Genomic DNA, 17,817 nt, shown 5'->3' with positions numbered 1-17,817 from the left:
AAGAAGATATAAAACTAGCAGACAACAAGTACAAAGATGGCAAAAAAAATGATGATACAGTAAAATCTTTAACAAATAAATCATGGCGTCCACATAGCCATCCTAATGAGCATACACAAGATGAAAAAGAGCATCATAAATCTACAAACAATGCCTATCCCTGTCAAAGTACGGTTTGTTTATCTCATTGACAGAAATATATATTGTTTGTGAATTATAATTATGACTTTTGAAAATATTATTAGATTGCTTTCTTGTCACATATGTTTGACAATCCTAGACAGTGGCGTTAGCAAAACTTTTATTTTTATTTACTTTAATCCAAAAATCTAGTATAATACAGATAAATAACTCTTAGGGGAGTAGCTTATATATATTTAGTCGTCAATACGGATTTATCCCGGCTAAATACCGAAAGGAAGCAAGACCTAAAATATTTGTAGGTCTTTTTTTTATTTTAAATTGGAGGTAAAAATGGAAAAATATTATCTAAATGATAATCAAACTGTTCTTAAAAATCTTAATGCAAACAAAGATACAGGGCTTTCATCTCAAGAAGCTAAAGCTAGAGTTGAAAAATATGGTTTGAATCAATTAGAACAAAAACAAGGTAAATCATTTATCCAAAAACTAATAGAACAATTATTAGATCCAATGGTAATTATTCTTTTGGTTGCTGCTATTTTATCATCTCTTACAGGAGACATGATTGAAACAATTATTATTTTAGCTATTGTAGTATTAAATGCAGGAATGAGCTTAGTTCAAGAGGGTAAGGCTGAGGATTCAGTAAAAGCCTTACAACAAATGTCAGCTCCAAATGCTAAAGTACTTAGAGATGGAAAAATAAAATCTATTCCGGCAACTGAATTAGTACCGGGTGATATTGTTCATTTAGAAACAGGGGATATCGTACCCGCAGATATTAGACTTTTAGAAAGTCAAAACCTTTCAAGTGATGAATCTTCATTAACTGGAGAATCTGTACCAGTTGATAAAGATGCTGAAGTTATTTTTGATAAAGATATAGAAATTGGAGATAGAACTAACTACATTCATTCATCCTCAATAATTACAAGAGGTAGATGTATTGGTGTTGTTGCAACTACCGGTCACGATACAGAAATCGGTAAAATTGCCACAAATATTCAACAAACTAAAGAAGAGGAATCTCCTCTTCAACAAAAATTATCAAAATTATCAAAAACACTTGGTATATTAGTTATTGCGATTTCAATATTAGTATTTATAATAGGATTAATTCGTCCGGATATGGATGTTATTGAATCACTTATGACAGCTGTATCTCTATCAGTTGCTGCTATTCCTGAAGGTTTAGCTGCCGTAGTTACTATTGTTCTTTCTATAGGTATGAATAGAATGGCAGCAAGAAACGCCATTGTAAAAAAACTTTTAGCTGTAGAAACTTTAGGTACAACAACTTTCATATGTTCAGATAAAACTGGTACATTGACACAAAATGAGATGACTGTAAAAAAAGTATTCACAGATGATAAAGTTTACGATGTAGATGGCGTTGGATATGCTCCAGAAGGTGATTTCACTGTTGACGGACAAAAAATAGATATCGGAAAACATTCAAACTTAAAAATGTTATTAACAGCTGCTAGCTTAAATAGTGATGCAAAACTTACACATGAAAATAATAAATGGGAAATAGTTGGAGATCCAACAGAAGGTGCATTGGTTACACTGGGAGAAAAAGGTGGTCTTTCGAATAAAATTCTAAATGAAACATATCCTAGGGTTAAAGAATATCCTTTTGATTCATCAAGAAAAATGATGACAACATTTCACAAAGGATATTTTGAAAATGACTACATAGCATTTACAAAAGGTGCTCCAGATATTATTTTTGAAAAGTGTTCACATATTTTATTAAATGGAGAAATTAAAGAATTTACTCCTGAATTAAAAGAATTATATCAAGAAAAAAATATTGAATATGCTAGACAAGCTCTTAGAGTTTTAGCTTATACATTTAAAAAATGGAATAAATTACCTGAAACAAGTAATACCGAAGAAGTAGAAAAAGACTTAGTTTTAATTGGAATTTCAGGAATGATTGACCCTGCAAGACCTGAAGCTAAAATTGCAATTGCAGAATGTATGACAGCAGGTATTACTCCTGTTATGATTACAGGTGACTACCTTGAAACAGCCCTTGCAATAGCTAAGGATTTAGGTATTGCAACTAAAGCTGACCAAGCAATCATGGGTAAAGAATTAAATGATATGACTCATGAACAAATTAGAGAATTAGTTAAAGTAAAGAGAGTATTTGCTAGAGTTTCTCCTGAAAATAAAGTGCAAATTGTTACAGCTCTTAAAGACAATGGAGAAATAGCTGCAATGACTGGTGATGGTGTAAATGATGCACCAGCTATCAAAAAATCAGATATTGGTATTGCAATGGGAATAACTGGTACTGATGTTGCTAAAAATACAGCAGAAGTTATACTAACAGATGATAACTTTGCAACAATAGTAAATGCAGTAGAAGAAGGAAGAATTATTTATGCAAATATCAAAAAATTTGTAACATTCTTACTTTCATGTAATATCGGTGAAGTTATTATAATGTTAGTTGCAATGATTGTAGGAGCTCCTGTTCCATTAACAGTTATTCAATTACTTTGGTTAAACCTTGTAACAGACTCATTCCCTGCATTAGCTCTTGGTGTTGAAAAAGGGGAACCCGATATAATGAATGAACCACCTAGAAAAACTGACGATCAAATTATAGATAAGGATTTAAGAGATAATATTGCAGCTCAATCTATAGCAATAGCTGTAGCAACTTTAGGTGCATTTTTCATATCCTATAACTTTATTTTTGCGGGATATACTCATGAAATACAAGTTCGAGCAGCTCAAACAGTTGCTTTTGTAACATTAATTTTATCAGAATTATTAAGATCTTTCTCTGCAAGATCAGAAAAATATACAGTATTTGAATTAGGTATTTTTTCGAATATGCAATTAGTTTATGCATTTTTAGGATCATTTATATTAACACTTGTTGTAGTATATACACCAGGAGTTAATAATATATTCAATACAGTTGCTTTAGATTTACAAGCTTGGGGGATAATACTTCCATTTGCATTTTTACCATTTATAGTTGGTGAAATTCACAAACTTATTGAAAGAAAAATGGGATTGCATGATTAGAATTAAAAAGTATCCGTCAAAAGCAACACTTTTAAGTTGCTCCCAAAATGGAACACAAAAATCTAATAACAATAAATTTTTATAAAATAATTATTTTTTATTATATATAAATTAGTGATATAATTGTAAAGAGATAAATTTATTAAACTTGGAGGCAAAATGGAAATATTAAAATTAAGACCTGCCACAAAAGACTACCTTTGGGGTGGTACAAAATTAAAAGAAAAATATAATAAAACAAGTAATGAAGATGTTTTGGCTGAAACATGGGAATTGTCAGCACATAAAGATGGTGTTTCAATAATTGAAAATGGTGAAATTAAATTTACTGATTATTTAAAAGAAAAAGGAAATTCTGTAATTGGAAAAAATTATGACAAAGACAGATTCCCAATTTTAATTAAATTTATAGACGCTTTAAAACCTCTTTCAATTCAAGTTCATCCTTCAGATGAATATGGACTAAAACACGAAAATGACTACGGTAAAACAGAAATGTGGTATATTCTTGAAGCTGAAGAGGGAGCATTCTTATATTATGGATTCAATAGAGAAATAACAAAAAAAGAGTATAGCAAATCTATTGAAGATGGAACAATTGAAGAATTATTAAACAAAGTTTATGTAAAACCAGGAGATGTAATGTTTATAGAATCAGGGACAGTTCATGCAATCGGTGCAGGTATTGTTATCTGCGAAATTCAACAAAATTCAAACATTACTTACAGAGTTTATGACTATAAGAGAAAAGATAAAGATGGAAATGAAAGAGAACTTCACGTCGAAAAAGCTATTGAAGTTTCAAGATTAACTCCAAATCCAAAATACTCATTTGACAGCAAAAATAGTATAAATGATAAACTAACAAGATTAGCTAAATCAGACTACTTTGATGTATTTTCCGGAGAACTGAAAGATGAAGAAGAAATGTTCAATATTAGTGAAGATTCTTTCCACTCAATTATTGTTGTTGACGGCGAAGGAATATTAGAAGATGAAAATGGACAAACTTACAAATTGTTAAAAGGTGATTCTTACTTCATTCCTGCCCAAAATAATAAATATAAAATGAGTGGAACATTAAAATATGTAATTTCAACATTACCATTATAAAAATTAGTGAGAGAAATGGCTTAATTGCTATTTCTCTTTTATTTTAAAGGAGTATCCATGAAAAAAATAATTTGCTTTATATTAATTTTATTAATATTAACTTCTTGCTCAAATAAAAAACTTTATAATGTTGTGAAAATATTTGATGGAGATACGATAGTGATAAATATCAATAATAAGAATGAAACTGTGAGGCTTCTAGGGATTGACACACCGGAATCAGTACATCCCAATCCTAAAAAAAATACAAAATATGGAAAAATGGCTTCATTATATACAAAAAAACTTTTAACTGGTAAAAAAGTAAGCATTGAACTCGATGTTCAAAAGAGAGATAAATATAAAAGACTTTTAGCTTACGTATATTTAAATAACAAGATGGTGAATGAAACTATCATAGAAAACGGATTTGCAAAACCTCTTACAATAGCACCAAATGTTAAATATACAAAAAAATTTACAAAACTATTTCAAAAAGCAAGAAAAAATAAAAAAGGTCTTTGGAGCATTGGTTATAAATTTAAATGAAAAAAGGAAACTGTAATAAATTTTGTGTATGAAAATCTTTCTGATTAAGGTAATATAGACTTAATCAGAAAGATTTTTTTAATAATTGGACTGAACTTTCAACATATCTTAAATACCCGGAAGATATAAGAAGATTAATATATACAACAAACTCAACAGAAAATTTTAATAGACAGTTAAGAAAATTAAATTTAATAAATTTAAAATTTTATGTAACAATCAAATTGTAAAATAAAATATCTGATCAGAATTAATTTTTCAAAAATATAAATATATCTTAATCAATAATAGACTGATACACAAAATTATTTACATAACCAATTTTTTATGTATATTATTTTTTTCTTTTCTTAATTACTACAAAAGAAATTCCTAAAATTAGTATAATAGCTACTGATGCATATATTATAGTTTTATAATTTCTTTTATTTTCTTTTTTTGTTTCTTTTTGATTACTTGAAGAATTTCCTGAACCCATTATATTAGGATTTGCATCTAATTTTATTTCTTCAGATTTTTTCTTCATCTCCTCATATGTATAAAATATTTTGTAATCTGGCTTATAATTTTCTTCAACTATTCCATATATCTCTTTCGCATATACTAATTGACATTCTCTTATATTTATAAAATTTATTTTTCCTTTTTCATCAAAATATGTAGCATAAATTCCTCTTACAAATCCTGGTGAATCTAAAATATAAAGTGTTTTTGGGGTTATATTATATTTTTTTAATATATAATTTATTCCATCTTTTTTATGATATTTATATACATTTTCAGCATATGATTGAACAACCCATTTACCATTTTTTTCATAAAACTTAATTTGTTCATCACTTAACTTATCAAATCTTTTTCTTCTACCTAATATATTATGAACTTTTATAACATCAAAATCAAAAGATTTCACTTTATCTTGGGTCCCTAAATTTTTATCTGAATCCTTATTATTGTACTGAATTGCCCAATAAGTTTTTAAATTTTCCATAACATTTCTTAATTCTTCTTCACTAATATTTTCATTTTTAAATACATCAGCTCCTATATATATTTGCATAAATTTGTCTATTTCAAAATCTTCTATACTTTTACCTTTAGGTACAACGTCCATATCTTTTAATAAATCATCAAATTGTTCCTTTATTTCATTTATATCGTTTTTCCTTGAATTTGTAACATAAAACTCTACTCCATTTGCATATGTATTAACTGGTAATACTATAATCATCAAAAATACTATTATATATAAATTTAATTTTTTCATTTTTCCTCACTTAATAATATATATACGCTAATATACGTCCTTGTCCACTATCCATTTTACATCCATTTAATAACTCATTAAAGTAATAAAACCTACTAGTAGCATTTTTATCAGGATCTACAATATAAATCTTATTTTCTGCTTCTGTTTCTCCTACTCTATATCCCGAAAAAACTATAGCATGTCCAAAAGGTATTCCATCAAAAGTAAAATGTACTCCCATTAATTTATTTTTATCAATTTTATCAACCACAAACTTAAAATCATAAATTCTATTGTAATCTATTAGTGTTATCTTAGTATTATTTGATGCAAAATTTATTGCATCAGAAAATTCTTTATCATTCGCCCCTTTATCTATAATCATTTTTTTTACATGATTTACAATTTCTTCTTGAGTAATATTATAATTTATACCATATGTTCCTACCATTTTAGCCGATGCTGCCCAACACCATCTAGATTGTTTTTGAATTATTTTATTAATATTTATAATAGTTGTTTGTAACTCTCCAGATGAAAAAAATGTATATGTTCTATTATTTTGTATTAATGTTGATGTCCTCATTTTTCCATCTGAATTCATAAAATACCATTTGTCATCTACTTTTTCCCATCCTATTTTCATAGATCCATCACTACTTTTTCCTAAATAATAATAACTTCCTCTTCTGTATTGCCATCCATAAAGCATCCATCCTGATTTATCAAATAAGTACCACTTATCATCTATTTTTTCCCAATCATCTTTTGTATATGACCCATCTTTATGCCTATACCACCATCTTCCATCTGAACTTTTTATCCAATCATCTTTACTATATTTATTAGTATTTTTTTGTAGTGATAAATTTTGTGCTATTTCTGGATACATTGTATCTTTTCCAAAATCTGACATTTCATCATCATAAATTGTTACCATCTTAGCATAAATATTTATTTGATTAATAAAAATTAAAATTAATATAAATAATATAATTTTTTTCATAAAAAATTTTTTCAAATATTTTCTCCTAAAATTTAAGTTAGTGTCATTCTTACTATTAAGAGCTCTATTGTTATTGTTATTTTTTTTCTCACGATATAATTGTAAGAAAACTTTTTCATATTGTCAATATTTTTTGTAAAAATGTAAAAAATATAATCTAGAGTTGTCAAACATATGTGACAAGAAACCAATCTAATAATATTTTTCAAAGGGCTTAATAAGCATTAACAAATAATGCATATTTCTGTCAAGGGGCAAAAGTGAAGCGGCCCTTGACTGGGATATGCATCGTTTGTAGACTTATGATGCCCTTTTGAAATATCCCTCAACCATTTCATTTGGTGTCTTAAATTCTAATACTATTCTTGCTATATTATTTGTTCTCATACTATATCTTTGAAATGATTTGTACATTTCTTTTTCGTTTGTAAATCTTCTCTTACTGTAAAATTAATCATTATCTATCTTATGACTTCTTTCTACCACACCATTTTGCCAAGGTGAATATGGTCTTGTTCTTATATATTTTATATCTAAATATTCTAATACTTTTTCAAATGCTGATTTCTTTTGTTCTCTATCATTACAAAATCCTTTACCATTATCTGTCTATACAGTTTTTATTTTAAATCCAAAGTTTTTTTCAAGTGTTTTTAGCATTTTTGATGTTTCATGAGTGCTATTTTCATTTACCAATTTAAGGATTCTTTTTCTACTGTATAAGTCTATCGCTGTTATTTGATAGTATCTTTCGTAATTACTCTTAAATCCTATACCTTCAATTGGAACATATTTTACATCTATTTCTACAAATTCTCTCGGATAATTTCCTTTTAATAGCTTATATTTGCTTTTTGGGTAACTTATTTTCTGAGGTTTTTCATAGTCTTTAAGCTTCTTTATCTGTTTACACATTGATCTATAGCTTCGTTTATATCCTGCATCAACGCATTTTCTATATACTTGCCCTAGTCCTTCGTGTTTGTAAATGCTAATCTAAAAGTGGTCCATAAATCGGTTAATAATATCCGAAAAATGGTCAACTTTTAGATTAGCATTTACACTACAAATAGTACCTGTTATCACAATGTGACGTCAATCTTGCCAAGTCTTTTCCAATACCCATCTTCATTAACGCCCATTATCTTTTGCTTGGCACTTTCCACATTTTCCAACATATTATTCTTAATCTTGTTCTTAGGTTCCCACTAAGTTTCTTTATAAATGTCATACAAAAAAAGGAACTAAAATCTCTCTTAGTTCCTAAAATTTACTATGCCAATGAACCCATTGGATCCCATGGTTTTAATTTAATTGGTTCTTTTTCATAAGCTTCTATTACTTCTTTTGATAAGTGTTTTTTGTTGATTAATGCTTGATACATATATTCATCAAACCATTCATCACTCATTACTAAGAAACCTTTGTTTCCTGATTGTTCACCCCAAGTATTTTCAACTCTATATCTGTTAATTTTATCATTTGCTTCATCATAGTCACATCCCATAAATACCATAGCATGTGTCATTAATGATTCATGATAATCAAGTCTTTCTTCTTTATTAAAATCATATTTTACATTAAACATATCAAATACATTAGCTGTTGTTAAATCTAATCTTGAACCACCTCTAGAGAAGAATTGTCCTACATCACAACCAAACCATACTGGTTCTTTATCTTGTAATTGACGCAAAATCGCTTTTTTCATTTCTTCAATTGGCAAGTTTACATATCTAACGATATCCCCTTCAACTACATTTCCTAAAAATTCTACTGTATATGAATTATAGTAAGGTTTATCTTTTGTTGGTGCATTGATTATTGAAACATATTCATCTAAATCCATTTCAATTAGTTCAAAAAATTCTTTTGGTGTAATATTCTTGTATGAAACAAAATTATCATCTTTATCTCTTGATTCAAAATCTACTTTTGTTGGAGGTGTACCTAAAGAAATAGAAAGTGCATTATAGATATCTGTCATATATCCTTCAATCATCTTTTCCAATTCTTCTCTAGATTTACCGGATTCATAAGCTTTTCTTAAATTTTTAGCGTTCATTCTTAAAATTTTTGTTAAGTAATTATTCATTTGAGAACTGCTTGAAGAACTTTCTGATTCCGGCATGTAATTTTTTGGTACAACACCATATTTTCTAATGATATTTTTTACCATATCCCATTGTCCACCATCTCCCATTGGAGCAGTAAGAATGTGAGACACCAATCTTCCTTCCAAGTCTTCATCTAAAGTATTTAAGATTGATTCATAAAAATAATTACATCTTTCTAATTTATCAAAGAAATAAATATAACTTTGAGAAATTTCAAATTCTTTCAAATTAAATTTTTGTGCCAATTTGTATTCTAAAACATTCATTGCTGCAAAAATCCAACATCTACCTGATTGTTTTTGATATCTAATCTTTGTATCAGTTAAATTAACATTAAACTCATGCCTATTTGTATCATTTTCTCTTCTATCAATTGTTGATTCTAATAAACCTGTATTAGTTGCAGCTCTTTGAGCAATTCTAAAAGCTCTATCTGAAGTAAAACTTTTATTAGAATCTTCTAAAAACTTATTATCAATTTTCATAATTCACTCCTTTTTTATTATTTTTTATATCATTTAGGTATACCTAATATTATATATCAAAATATATATTTTTCAAGAAAAATTTTGTAATAATAAAATTATATACCTAATAAATTTTCATATAATTAACCGTTTTACATCTAAATCAAGCCAAGTGTATATTCAAAATCACATCCATTTTCCAAGATTTCCCATGTAATTTTTGTTTCATCAAAAATGCTTCCGTTAATTTTCAATTCTTTTACAAATTTCTTTTGATGATAGTTTTCATTAACTTTTATATTTATTTTATTTCCATTGTATAAAGTTATTGATGCATTGTTCCAAAATGGAATGCCTAATTGATATTCATTAGAGCCCGGACAAAATGGATAAAACCCTAAACTTGAAAATATGTACCAAGCTGACATAGATCCATTATCCTCATCTCCCGGATATCCCTTCCAATCATATCTAAAATAGTTTAACAATATTTCCTTAATAATTAATTGAGTATTTTTAGGCTGATCTACATAATTAAATAAATATGGAAGATGAAATGATGGTTGATTTGATATCGCATGATGTCCCAAATGAGCCATTGCATACTCTCTCATTTCATGAATTTCATATCCATACGCACCATATTTGTATTCAGTTTTCGCATTAGTCAATGCTTCAAGCTTTTTACTAAAATTTTCTTTTCCACCAAATAATTCAATTAAACCATTTACATCATGATAAATATTGTATGAATTTTGATATGCAGACCCTTCAGTATACGGCGATCCCCAATTTAGAGGATCAAATCCATCAGTAAAATTTCCACTCCTATCCTTTGCCCTCATAAATCCTGTTTTATTATCAAATAATAATTTATAATTTTTAGAATAATCAAAATATTTTTTCGCAATCTCATTCTTTCCTAAATTATTTGCAACCATACCTATAGACCAATCAGATAGACAATTATCAATCGTTTGATTTACCGACTCATGTAGATCAGATGGCACATATCCATAATGTCTATATTCCCTAGTTCCTGTTCTTCCATAAGTTACCTTTCCGGAAGAAACTTCAGCACATTTAATCATTGCATCTAAAAGCTCTTTCATATATTTATTTCCAATACCTTTTGATGATGCCTCTGCAATTACATTATCCACCAGTGTCCCGGGCATTAAACCTCTTTCATCAGGAGAAAGCCATTTTGGTAAATATCCACTTTCGTTATATTGATTAATATACCCTTCAAGTATATCTTCAAAAATTTCTCTATCAATTAATGAAAATAGCGGAAATAAAGTTTTATGCAAATCCCACATTCCCATATTGGTAAACATTTTACCTTTTTTTACAGATTTTGATAATGTGTCATAATGTAGATTTTCGCCATTTTCATCAACTTCATAAAATCTCATTGGGAATAAAAATGCTCTATAAACTGCATGATAAAACATTTTTTCTTGAGAAATTTTATCATATGGACTGTACTGATCATAATTTGATTCTTCATCAAAGTTATCAATTTCAAATTTATCAAAATATTTTTGCCATTTTTTCTCTGTTTCAGTTAACATTTTTTCAAAATCTCTAGTCATTATTCTATGATTAAATTTAGCTTGATTTAAGGAAATAAATGATGTTGATAAGTATAATTCATTATTGGAAGATGAGATTAAATACTTATCCTCTTCCAATTTTTCAAAATCAAAATCATCAACAAAATCTATAACTACATACATTTTGAAATTTTCATCTTCACAACCAGAAAAATTATTAACATATCCTTCAACTATATTATCTTTCTTTTCTAAAACTAAATTTTTTCCTTCTAAAATAAACTGAGGATTTTTTACATTATATTTAATTATTGCTGAATTTTTTGATGCTGTAATCATTGCAACTTCGTCATTTTCAAATATAATTTCATTATAATGAGGCAAGAAATTTGATTCTTTATTTTTATATTTTCTTACATTTTCTATTTTATTTGACGGCAATATTGTAAATGAGCTAAAATCTCCCATCCATGGACTTGGTTGATGAGTTATTCTAAAGCCTTCAAATGTTATATGATTAGGATTAAACCACCATGAACCGACTTCTTTTTTAGTTTGTACACAAAAATAATTTGAACCGAAAGGTTCTCCCGTATATGGAAGTGTATTACCATTTGAAAACTCATAAATACTGTCAGTTCCAACTCTTGTATCTGTAAATTTATACTTTCTAAATTGTTCTAAAAATTTATTTTTCATATTTCCTCTTTTTAACGGTTACATTTAGCTCTTTTCTAAATTTATCTATTACTTTTTTTTCAAGTCTTGAAACTGTCATTTGACTAACATTCAGCTTTTCAGCTATTTCACCTTGTGTCATTTTATCGAAATATCTATAAACAACAATTTTTCTTTCTAAATCATCAAAATTTTCCATAGCCTCTTTAATAAATGCCATATCTTCAACTATTTGATAATTTTTATCCTCTTCTCCAATTAAATCTGCAAAACTTACTTCTCTTTCTTCTGATGAAAAATCTAAATTTTTATCTATAGATTGAGGTGAATAAACCTGTGATGCATCCATTGCTTCAATTACCTCTTCAGATGATACATTTAAGAAATCAGCAATTTCATCGATTGTAGGTGTTTTTTGAAGACTTTGAGACAAATCATTTTTTGCATTATTAATTCTTTTAGATAATTCTTGTATTCTTCTAGGTACTCTTATTACCCAACCTTTATCTCTAAAATATCTTTTTATCTCACCGGTAATTGTAGGAGTAGCAAATGAAGAAAATTCGAATCCTCTATCTGCATTAAATCTATCTAAAGCAAGGATTAAACCTAATGATGCAATTTGATATAAATCATCATATTCAATACCTCTATTAGAATATTTTTTAGCCAAAATTTCAGCAATATAAAGATTTTTAGAAATCAAATCATCTCTTATTAATTTTATTTCTCTTTTAATTTTCTGTAATTCTTTTTTATCTTCAGAATTTTCTGATTTTTCCAATTTTTTTTCTTTAGATCTTAATTTTTCTAAATTTTTAAAACTTTCAAAATCTTTTATTTTCTCTTCAGATTTTTTTACATCTGCCATAGTACATCCTTATTTATTTAAAACAACTATTATTTTATCATCCTCTATGAATAATTGATCAGATAGATACAATATAATTTGTCTTTTAATTTCAAAAATAGCATCATTTTGATTATCTTCTTTAACAAATTTCAAATTTTTAAAATCGACTTTTATATATGATTCTCCAAGTGTAAATGATATATCTACTTTTTCATTACTAGGAATTATTAAGGTAAATATTTCAGATACAACCTGTTGTAAATCTGCAACTTTATCTACATCAAATCCTACTTTATTAGCCAAAGAAGCTGATGATAATCTTAAAAGTTGAGTGTATATAGGATTACTAGGTAATTGAATTTTTATAACATCCATTAGTCCTCCATATTGAACAATTCTGTTAGTTTTGTAATTTTAAATAACTTATAAATATTTCTATTAGCATTTTTTATTGTCAATGTTTTTAGCTTATCCTTTGCCTCCTTATAAACAGTCATTATTACACCAATTCCAGTAGAATCTATATATTTTAGATCCGAAAAATCAAAAACAATATTCTTATCTAATATTTTATACTTATCTAAAATTTCATTTTTAAAATTTTCAACTACATTTATATCTAAGTCTCCTGATAAATGTATTTCAAAATTTTCATTTTCTTTATATTTTGCTTCAAATGCCATAAAATCTCCTATTCAACTTCTTCTATATATTTTGCACATGCAACTATATTTTCTTCATCAGAGCGAACTTTCTTCAATCTTACCCCTTGAGTTGTTCTTCCCATTGTTGAAATATCTTTTACATTTAGTCTAATAATTTCTCCATTTGCAGATACTAAAATTATTTGATCTTCTTGGTTTACTAATTTTGATGCAACTATTTTTCCTGTCTTCGGTGTTAATTTATATGTTTTTACACCTTTACCACCTCTATTTTGTGGACTATAATATTTAATTAACGTCTTTTTACCATAGCCTTTTTCTGAAACTATAAAGATATATTCATTATTATCTATCACACTTAAATCAACGACATTATCACCTTTATTTAGCGAGATTCCCTTTACACCTTGGGCAGTTCTACCCATCGGTCTTACATCTTTAAGGTTAAATATTATTGATTGCCCATTTTCTGTTACCATCAATACATTAGTATCAGCATCTACTTCTCTAGCACCAATTAATTCATCCCCTTCATTTAAGGTTATTGCTATTATACCTGTTGTTCTAATATTATAGAATTCACTAGCTTCTATTCTCTTAATTTTACCTTCTTTTGTGGCTAAAATTATAAATTTATCATCATATTTTTCTTTTACAGGTATTACTGCTGAAACTTTTTCACCTTGTGTTAATTGTAGAATATTTATAATCGCTTGACCTTTTGATTGTCTCTTACCTTCTTTTATTTCAAAGGCTTTTTTCTTAAATACTTTACCTTTATTTGTGAAGAATAAGATATTATCATGAGTACTTGTTACAAATAAGTTTTGAACAAAATCATCTTCTTTTGTTGTCATCCCTGTAACCCCTCTTCCACCTCTATTTTGAACTTTATAGGTATCTGCAGGTAATCGCTTAATATATCCTTGATTTGTCAATGTAATTATAACTTCTTCTTCTTCAATTAAATCTTCTTCATCAACTTCTTCTACATCTCTTTTAATTCTAGTTCTTCTTTCATCAGAATATTTTTCTTTGATTTCTAATAATTCTTCCTTGATTATTCCCATTAAGATGCTTTCATCCGCAAGAATTTCTTTTAATCTCTTGATTGTAGCCAATAATTCATTATATTCTTCTTCTAATTTTTCAACATTAAGACCATTCAATCTCTTTAATTGCATGTCTAATATTGCTTGACCTTGAATATCTGTTAAACCAAATCTCTTTGTAAATTCTTTCTTAATTTCTTCGTCATCATAATTAGATCTTATAATTTTAACTATTTCATCAATATTGTCATAAGCAATTCTCAATCCTTCAACAATATGAGCTCTAGCTTCTGCTTTATCCAAATCAAACTTTGTTCTTCTTGTTACAACTTCTTTTTGATGCTCAATATAATAATGAATTAATTCTTTCAACGTTAATACTTTTGGAACACCATCAACCAATGCAAGATTTATAATGCCGAATGTTGTTGTTAATTGAGTATGCTTGTATAAATTATTTAATACAACATTTGGATTAGCATCTCTTTTAGTTTCGATAACTATTCTCGTACCATTTCTATTAGATTCATCTCTTAAATCAGCAATACCTTCCAATTTTTTATCTCTAACCAGTTCAGCTATTTTCATAATTAATCTAGCTCTATTAACTTGATAAGGAATTTCTGTAACCACTATAATATGTTTACTCTTAAATTCTTCAATATGAGCTTCAGCTCTTAATTTAACTTTTCCTCTACCTGTTTTGTATGCATCAATTATAGGTTTTCTCCCCATAATATTTGCTCCTGTTGGAAAATCAGGACCTTTTATGTGCTTCATTAACCCTTCAACAGTAATATCTTTATCATCAATAAAAGCTACACAACCGTCTATAACCTCTCCTAAATTATGAGGTGCCATATTAGTTGCCATACCTACAGCAATCCCTGCAGAACCGTTAACAAGTAAATTAGGAAATCTTGCAGGCAATACTTTCGGTTCTAATTCTTCTTCATCAAAATTTGGTTGAAAATCAACTGTATCTTTATTTATTTCTCTTAACATCTCCAAAGTAAGCTTTGTCATCCTTACTTCAGTGTAACGTTGAGCAGCAGCACCGTCTCCATCTATAGATCCAAAGTTACCTTGACCATCAACCAAAGGATATCTTGTATTAAAATCTTGAGCTAATCTTACAACTGCATCATAAATTGCTGAATCTCCATGTGGATGAAAACGCCCCATTACTTCCCCTACAAGTCTTGCAGACTTTCTATGAGGTTTATTTGGTGCTAATCCCAATTGATTCATTCCATAAAGTATTCTTCTATGAACTGGCTTTAGACCATCTCTAACATCAGGCAATGCCCTTGAAACAATAACTGACATAGAGTAATCAAGATAAGCTTCTTTCATTTTTGTCTCAATATCTTGAGATATAATATTTGATTTATCAAATTCTGCCATTCTTTACTCCATTCTATGCATCAATATTTTTAGCATATTGTGCATTTTCTTCTATAAATTCTCTTCTTGGTTCAACTTTATCACCCATCAATGTTGTAAATGTATCATCTAAAGTAATTGATTCATTATCAATTTTTACTTGAATTAAAATTCTATTATCAGGATGCATTGTAGTTTCCCATAATTGATCGGCATTCATTTCACCAAGCCCTTTATATCTACTCAACTTGTAATTTTCACCTTTAATTCCCTCTAATACAACTTTCAACTCTTTTTCATCATAAACGTATCGTTCTTTTTTACCTTGAGTTACCTTAAATAATGGTGGTTGTGCAATAAACACATTTCCATTTTCAATTAAAGGTCTCAAATACCTATAAAAGAATGTTAATAACAAGGTATCTATATGAGCTCCATCAACATCAGCATCTGTCATTATGATAATTTTTCCATAACGCAATTTTTTTATATTAAAATCTTCACCGATACCTGTTCCAAAAGCTGTTATTAACGCTTTAATTTCGTCAGAACTTAAAACTTTAGCTACTCTAGCTTTTTCAACATTCATAATTTTACCTTTAATAGGCAAAATAGCTTGAGTTCTATTATCTCTGCCTAACTTTGCCGATCCTCCGGCTGAATCCCCTTCGACTATAAATATTTCATTTTCTGTAATATCTGTAGATTGACACTCTGCTAATTTACCCGGAAGTGTTGTATTTGACAATATTGAATTTTGTTTTCTGGAAATATCTCTAGCTTTCTTTGAGGCTTCTCTAGCTCTTCTTGAGGCTTCACATTTATCAACTATTAATTTTGCAACCTTAGGATTTTCTTCCAAATATGCTGAAAATTTTTCAGTTAAAAATGTATCTACTATTCCTCTCATTTCTGAAGAACCCAATTTAGCTTTTGTTTGTCCTTCAAATTGAGGATTTGACAATTTTACAGCAACAATAGCAGTTATACCTTCTCTGATATCTTCACCTGAAAAATTTTCATCTTTTTCTTTTAACATTTCATATTCTCTAGCATAATTATTTACAGTCTTTGTAAGACCTGATCTGAAACCTGTTAAATGAGTACCACCTTCCCCTGTAAGAACAGTGTTAGCAAAAGATAATATATTTTCAGAATATGCATCAGAATATTGAAATGCTATATCAACTTCTGATCCATCTACCATTCCTTTAAAATGAATAATATCATTATGTAAAGCAGTCTTTTTAGAATTTAAAAATTCTACAAAAGAAGATAATCCTCCTTCTGCTAAAAATATCTTCTTATATGGATTTTCTTCCCTTTCATCTATAAGTGTAATTTTTAATCCTTCATTCAAGAAAGACATTTCTTGAAATCTTTTTTCCAATGTTTTTCTATTAAATTCTATTGTCTCAAAAATAGTATCATCGGGCCAAAATCTTACAGATGTACCTGTTTCTTCAGTAGCCTCATGTTTAACTAATTTTGTGGTTGCATCTCCTCGCTTAAATTCTTGAGTATATCTAAAACCATCCCTTTTAACTTCTGCAACTAATTTATTTGATAATGCGTTTACAACTGAAACCCCTACACCATGTAAACCTCCTGAAAATGCATATGCTTCAGAGTCAAATTTACCACCAGCATGAAGAATTGTTAATACTGTTTCCAACGTTGATTTTCCTGTTGTAGCATGTTTTTTTACAGGAATACCTGATCCATTATCTTTAACTTCACAAGATCCGTCCTTATGAATTTTTATTTCAATAGCATCCGCTCTTCCTGCCAACGCTTCATCAACAGAGTTATCTACAACTTCGTATACTAAATGATGTAGACCTCTTTCATCAGTAGAACCAATATACATACCCGGTCTTACACGAACTGCTTCAAGTCCCTCTAAAACCCTGATGTTTTGTTCACCATAATTTGTATTTTTTGCCATT

General features: G+C 28.2%; 14 protein-coding genes and 1 pseudogene. 5 read left to right on the top strand and 10 right to left on the bottom strand.

Annotated elements, in window-relative coordinates; translation table 11 throughout:
* From ABGF45_RS03275 to ABGF45_RS03255, 5 genes and pseudogenes are all read left to right on the top strand, one after another.
* The coding region (locus ABGF45_RS03275) for a hypothetical protein (protein WP_408112609.1) at positions 1-191 on the top strand (191 nt) is incomplete at its 5' end.
* A gap of 283 nt (positions 192-474) precedes the next feature.
* Positions 475-3,195: a cation-translocating P-type ATPase gene (locus ABGF45_RS03270; RefSeq protein WP_408112608.1), complete on the top strand. Its 2,721-nt coding sequence runs from the start codon at positions 475-477 to the stop codon at positions 3,193-3,195.
* 159 nt (positions 3,196-3,354) lie between these two features.
* Positions 3,355-4,308, top strand: coding sequence for a type I phosphomannose isomerase catalytic subunit (locus tag ABGF45_RS03265; RefSeq protein ID WP_408112607.1), 954 nt, complete (start codon positions 3,355-3,357; stop codon positions 4,306-4,308).
* 57 nt (positions 4,309-4,365) lie between these two features.
* Positions 4,366-4,836, top strand: a complete 471-nt coding sequence (locus ABGF45_RS03260; RefSeq protein ID WP_134744057.1) for a thermonuclease family protein — start codon at positions 4,366-4,368, stop codon at positions 4,834-4,836.
* 80 nt (positions 4,837-4,916) lie between these two features.
* A pseudogene (locus tag ABGF45_RS03255) lies at positions 4,917-5,024 on the top strand (transposase); the annotation flags it as partial.
* A 146-nt stretch (positions 5,025-5,170) separates the two neighbouring features.
* Here ABGF45_RS03255 and ABGF45_RS03250 read toward each other — a convergent pair.
* From ABGF45_RS03250 to gyrB, 10 genes are all read right to left on the bottom strand, one after another.
* The gene (locus ABGF45_RS03250; RefSeq protein ID WP_408112606.1) at positions 5,171-6,103 is read right to left on the bottom strand and encodes a hypothetical protein; all 933 of its coding nucleotides are present in this window, start codon (positions 6,101-6,103) and stop codon (positions 5,171-5,173) included.
* Positions 6,104-6,113: 10 nt separating this feature from the next.
* Complete coding sequence (locus tag ABGF45_RS03245; protein ID WP_408112605.1) at positions 6,114-7,106, bottom strand: papain-like cysteine protease family protein; 993 nt, start codon at positions 7,104-7,106, stop codon at positions 6,114-6,116.
* A 594-nt stretch (positions 7,107-7,700) separates the two neighbouring features.
* Positions 7,701-8,006 (bottom strand): hypothetical protein, encoded by a 306-nt coding sequence (locus ABGF45_RS03240; protein WP_408112604.1) that lies wholly within the window; start codon positions 8,004-8,006, stop codon positions 7,701-7,703.
* Between the two features lie 358 nt (positions 8,007-8,364).
* On the bottom strand, positions 8,365-9,693 hold the full coding sequence (locus ABGF45_RS03235) for an aminopeptidase C (protein WP_408112603.1): 1,329 nt from the start codon (positions 9,691-9,693) through the stop codon (positions 8,365-8,367).
* A gap of 140 nt (positions 9,694-9,833) precedes the next feature.
* Complete coding sequence (locus ABGF45_RS03230; RefSeq protein WP_408112602.1) at positions 9,834-11,933, bottom strand: GH92 family glycosyl hydrolase; 2,100 nt, start codon at positions 11,931-11,933, stop codon at positions 9,834-9,836.
* Positions 11,923-12,783 (bottom strand): SigB/SigF/SigG family RNA polymerase sigma factor, encoded by an 861-nt coding sequence (locus tag ABGF45_RS03225; protein ID WP_134744059.1) that lies wholly within the window; start codon positions 12,781-12,783, stop codon positions 11,923-11,925. The genes ABGF45_RS03230 and ABGF45_RS03225 overlap by 11 nt, the downstream gene beginning before the upstream one ends.
* Positions 12,784-12,792: 9 nt before the next feature.
* Entirely contained in the window at positions 12,793-13,140 is a 348-nt protein-coding gene (locus ABGF45_RS03220) for a hypothetical protein (protein WP_134710805.1), read from the bottom strand.
* Complete coding sequence (locus ABGF45_RS03215; RefSeq protein WP_134710806.1) at positions 13,140-13,448, bottom strand: STAS domain-containing protein; 309 nt, start codon at positions 13,446-13,448, stop codon at positions 13,140-13,142. Before ABGF45_RS03215 ends, ABGF45_RS03220 begins: the two co-directional genes overlap by 1 nt.
* 8 nt (positions 13,449-13,456) lie before the next feature.
* Positions 13,457-15,889, bottom strand: coding sequence for a DNA gyrase subunit A (gene gyrA / locus ABGF45_RS03210; RefSeq protein ID WP_408112601.1), 2,433 nt, complete (start codon positions 15,887-15,889; stop codon positions 13,457-13,459).
* A 13-nt stretch (positions 15,890-15,902) separates the two neighbouring features.
* Positions 15,903-17,816: a DNA topoisomerase (ATP-hydrolyzing) subunit B gene (gyrB, locus tag ABGF45_RS03205; protein ID WP_134710808.1), complete on the bottom strand. Its 1,914-nt coding sequence runs from the start codon at positions 17,814-17,816 to the stop codon at positions 15,903-15,905.
* Between the last annotated feature and the right edge of the window lies 1 nt (position 17,817).

This window comes from Helcococcus sp. KG196 (assembly GCF_046035495.1).
GTDB classification, from domain to species: Bacteria; Bacillota; Clostridia; order Tissierellales; family Peptoniphilaceae; genus Helcococcus; species Helcococcus ovis.
The sequence above is the reverse complement of the archived record's forward strand: the minus strand, read 5'-3'. Positions and strand labels throughout refer to the sequence as shown.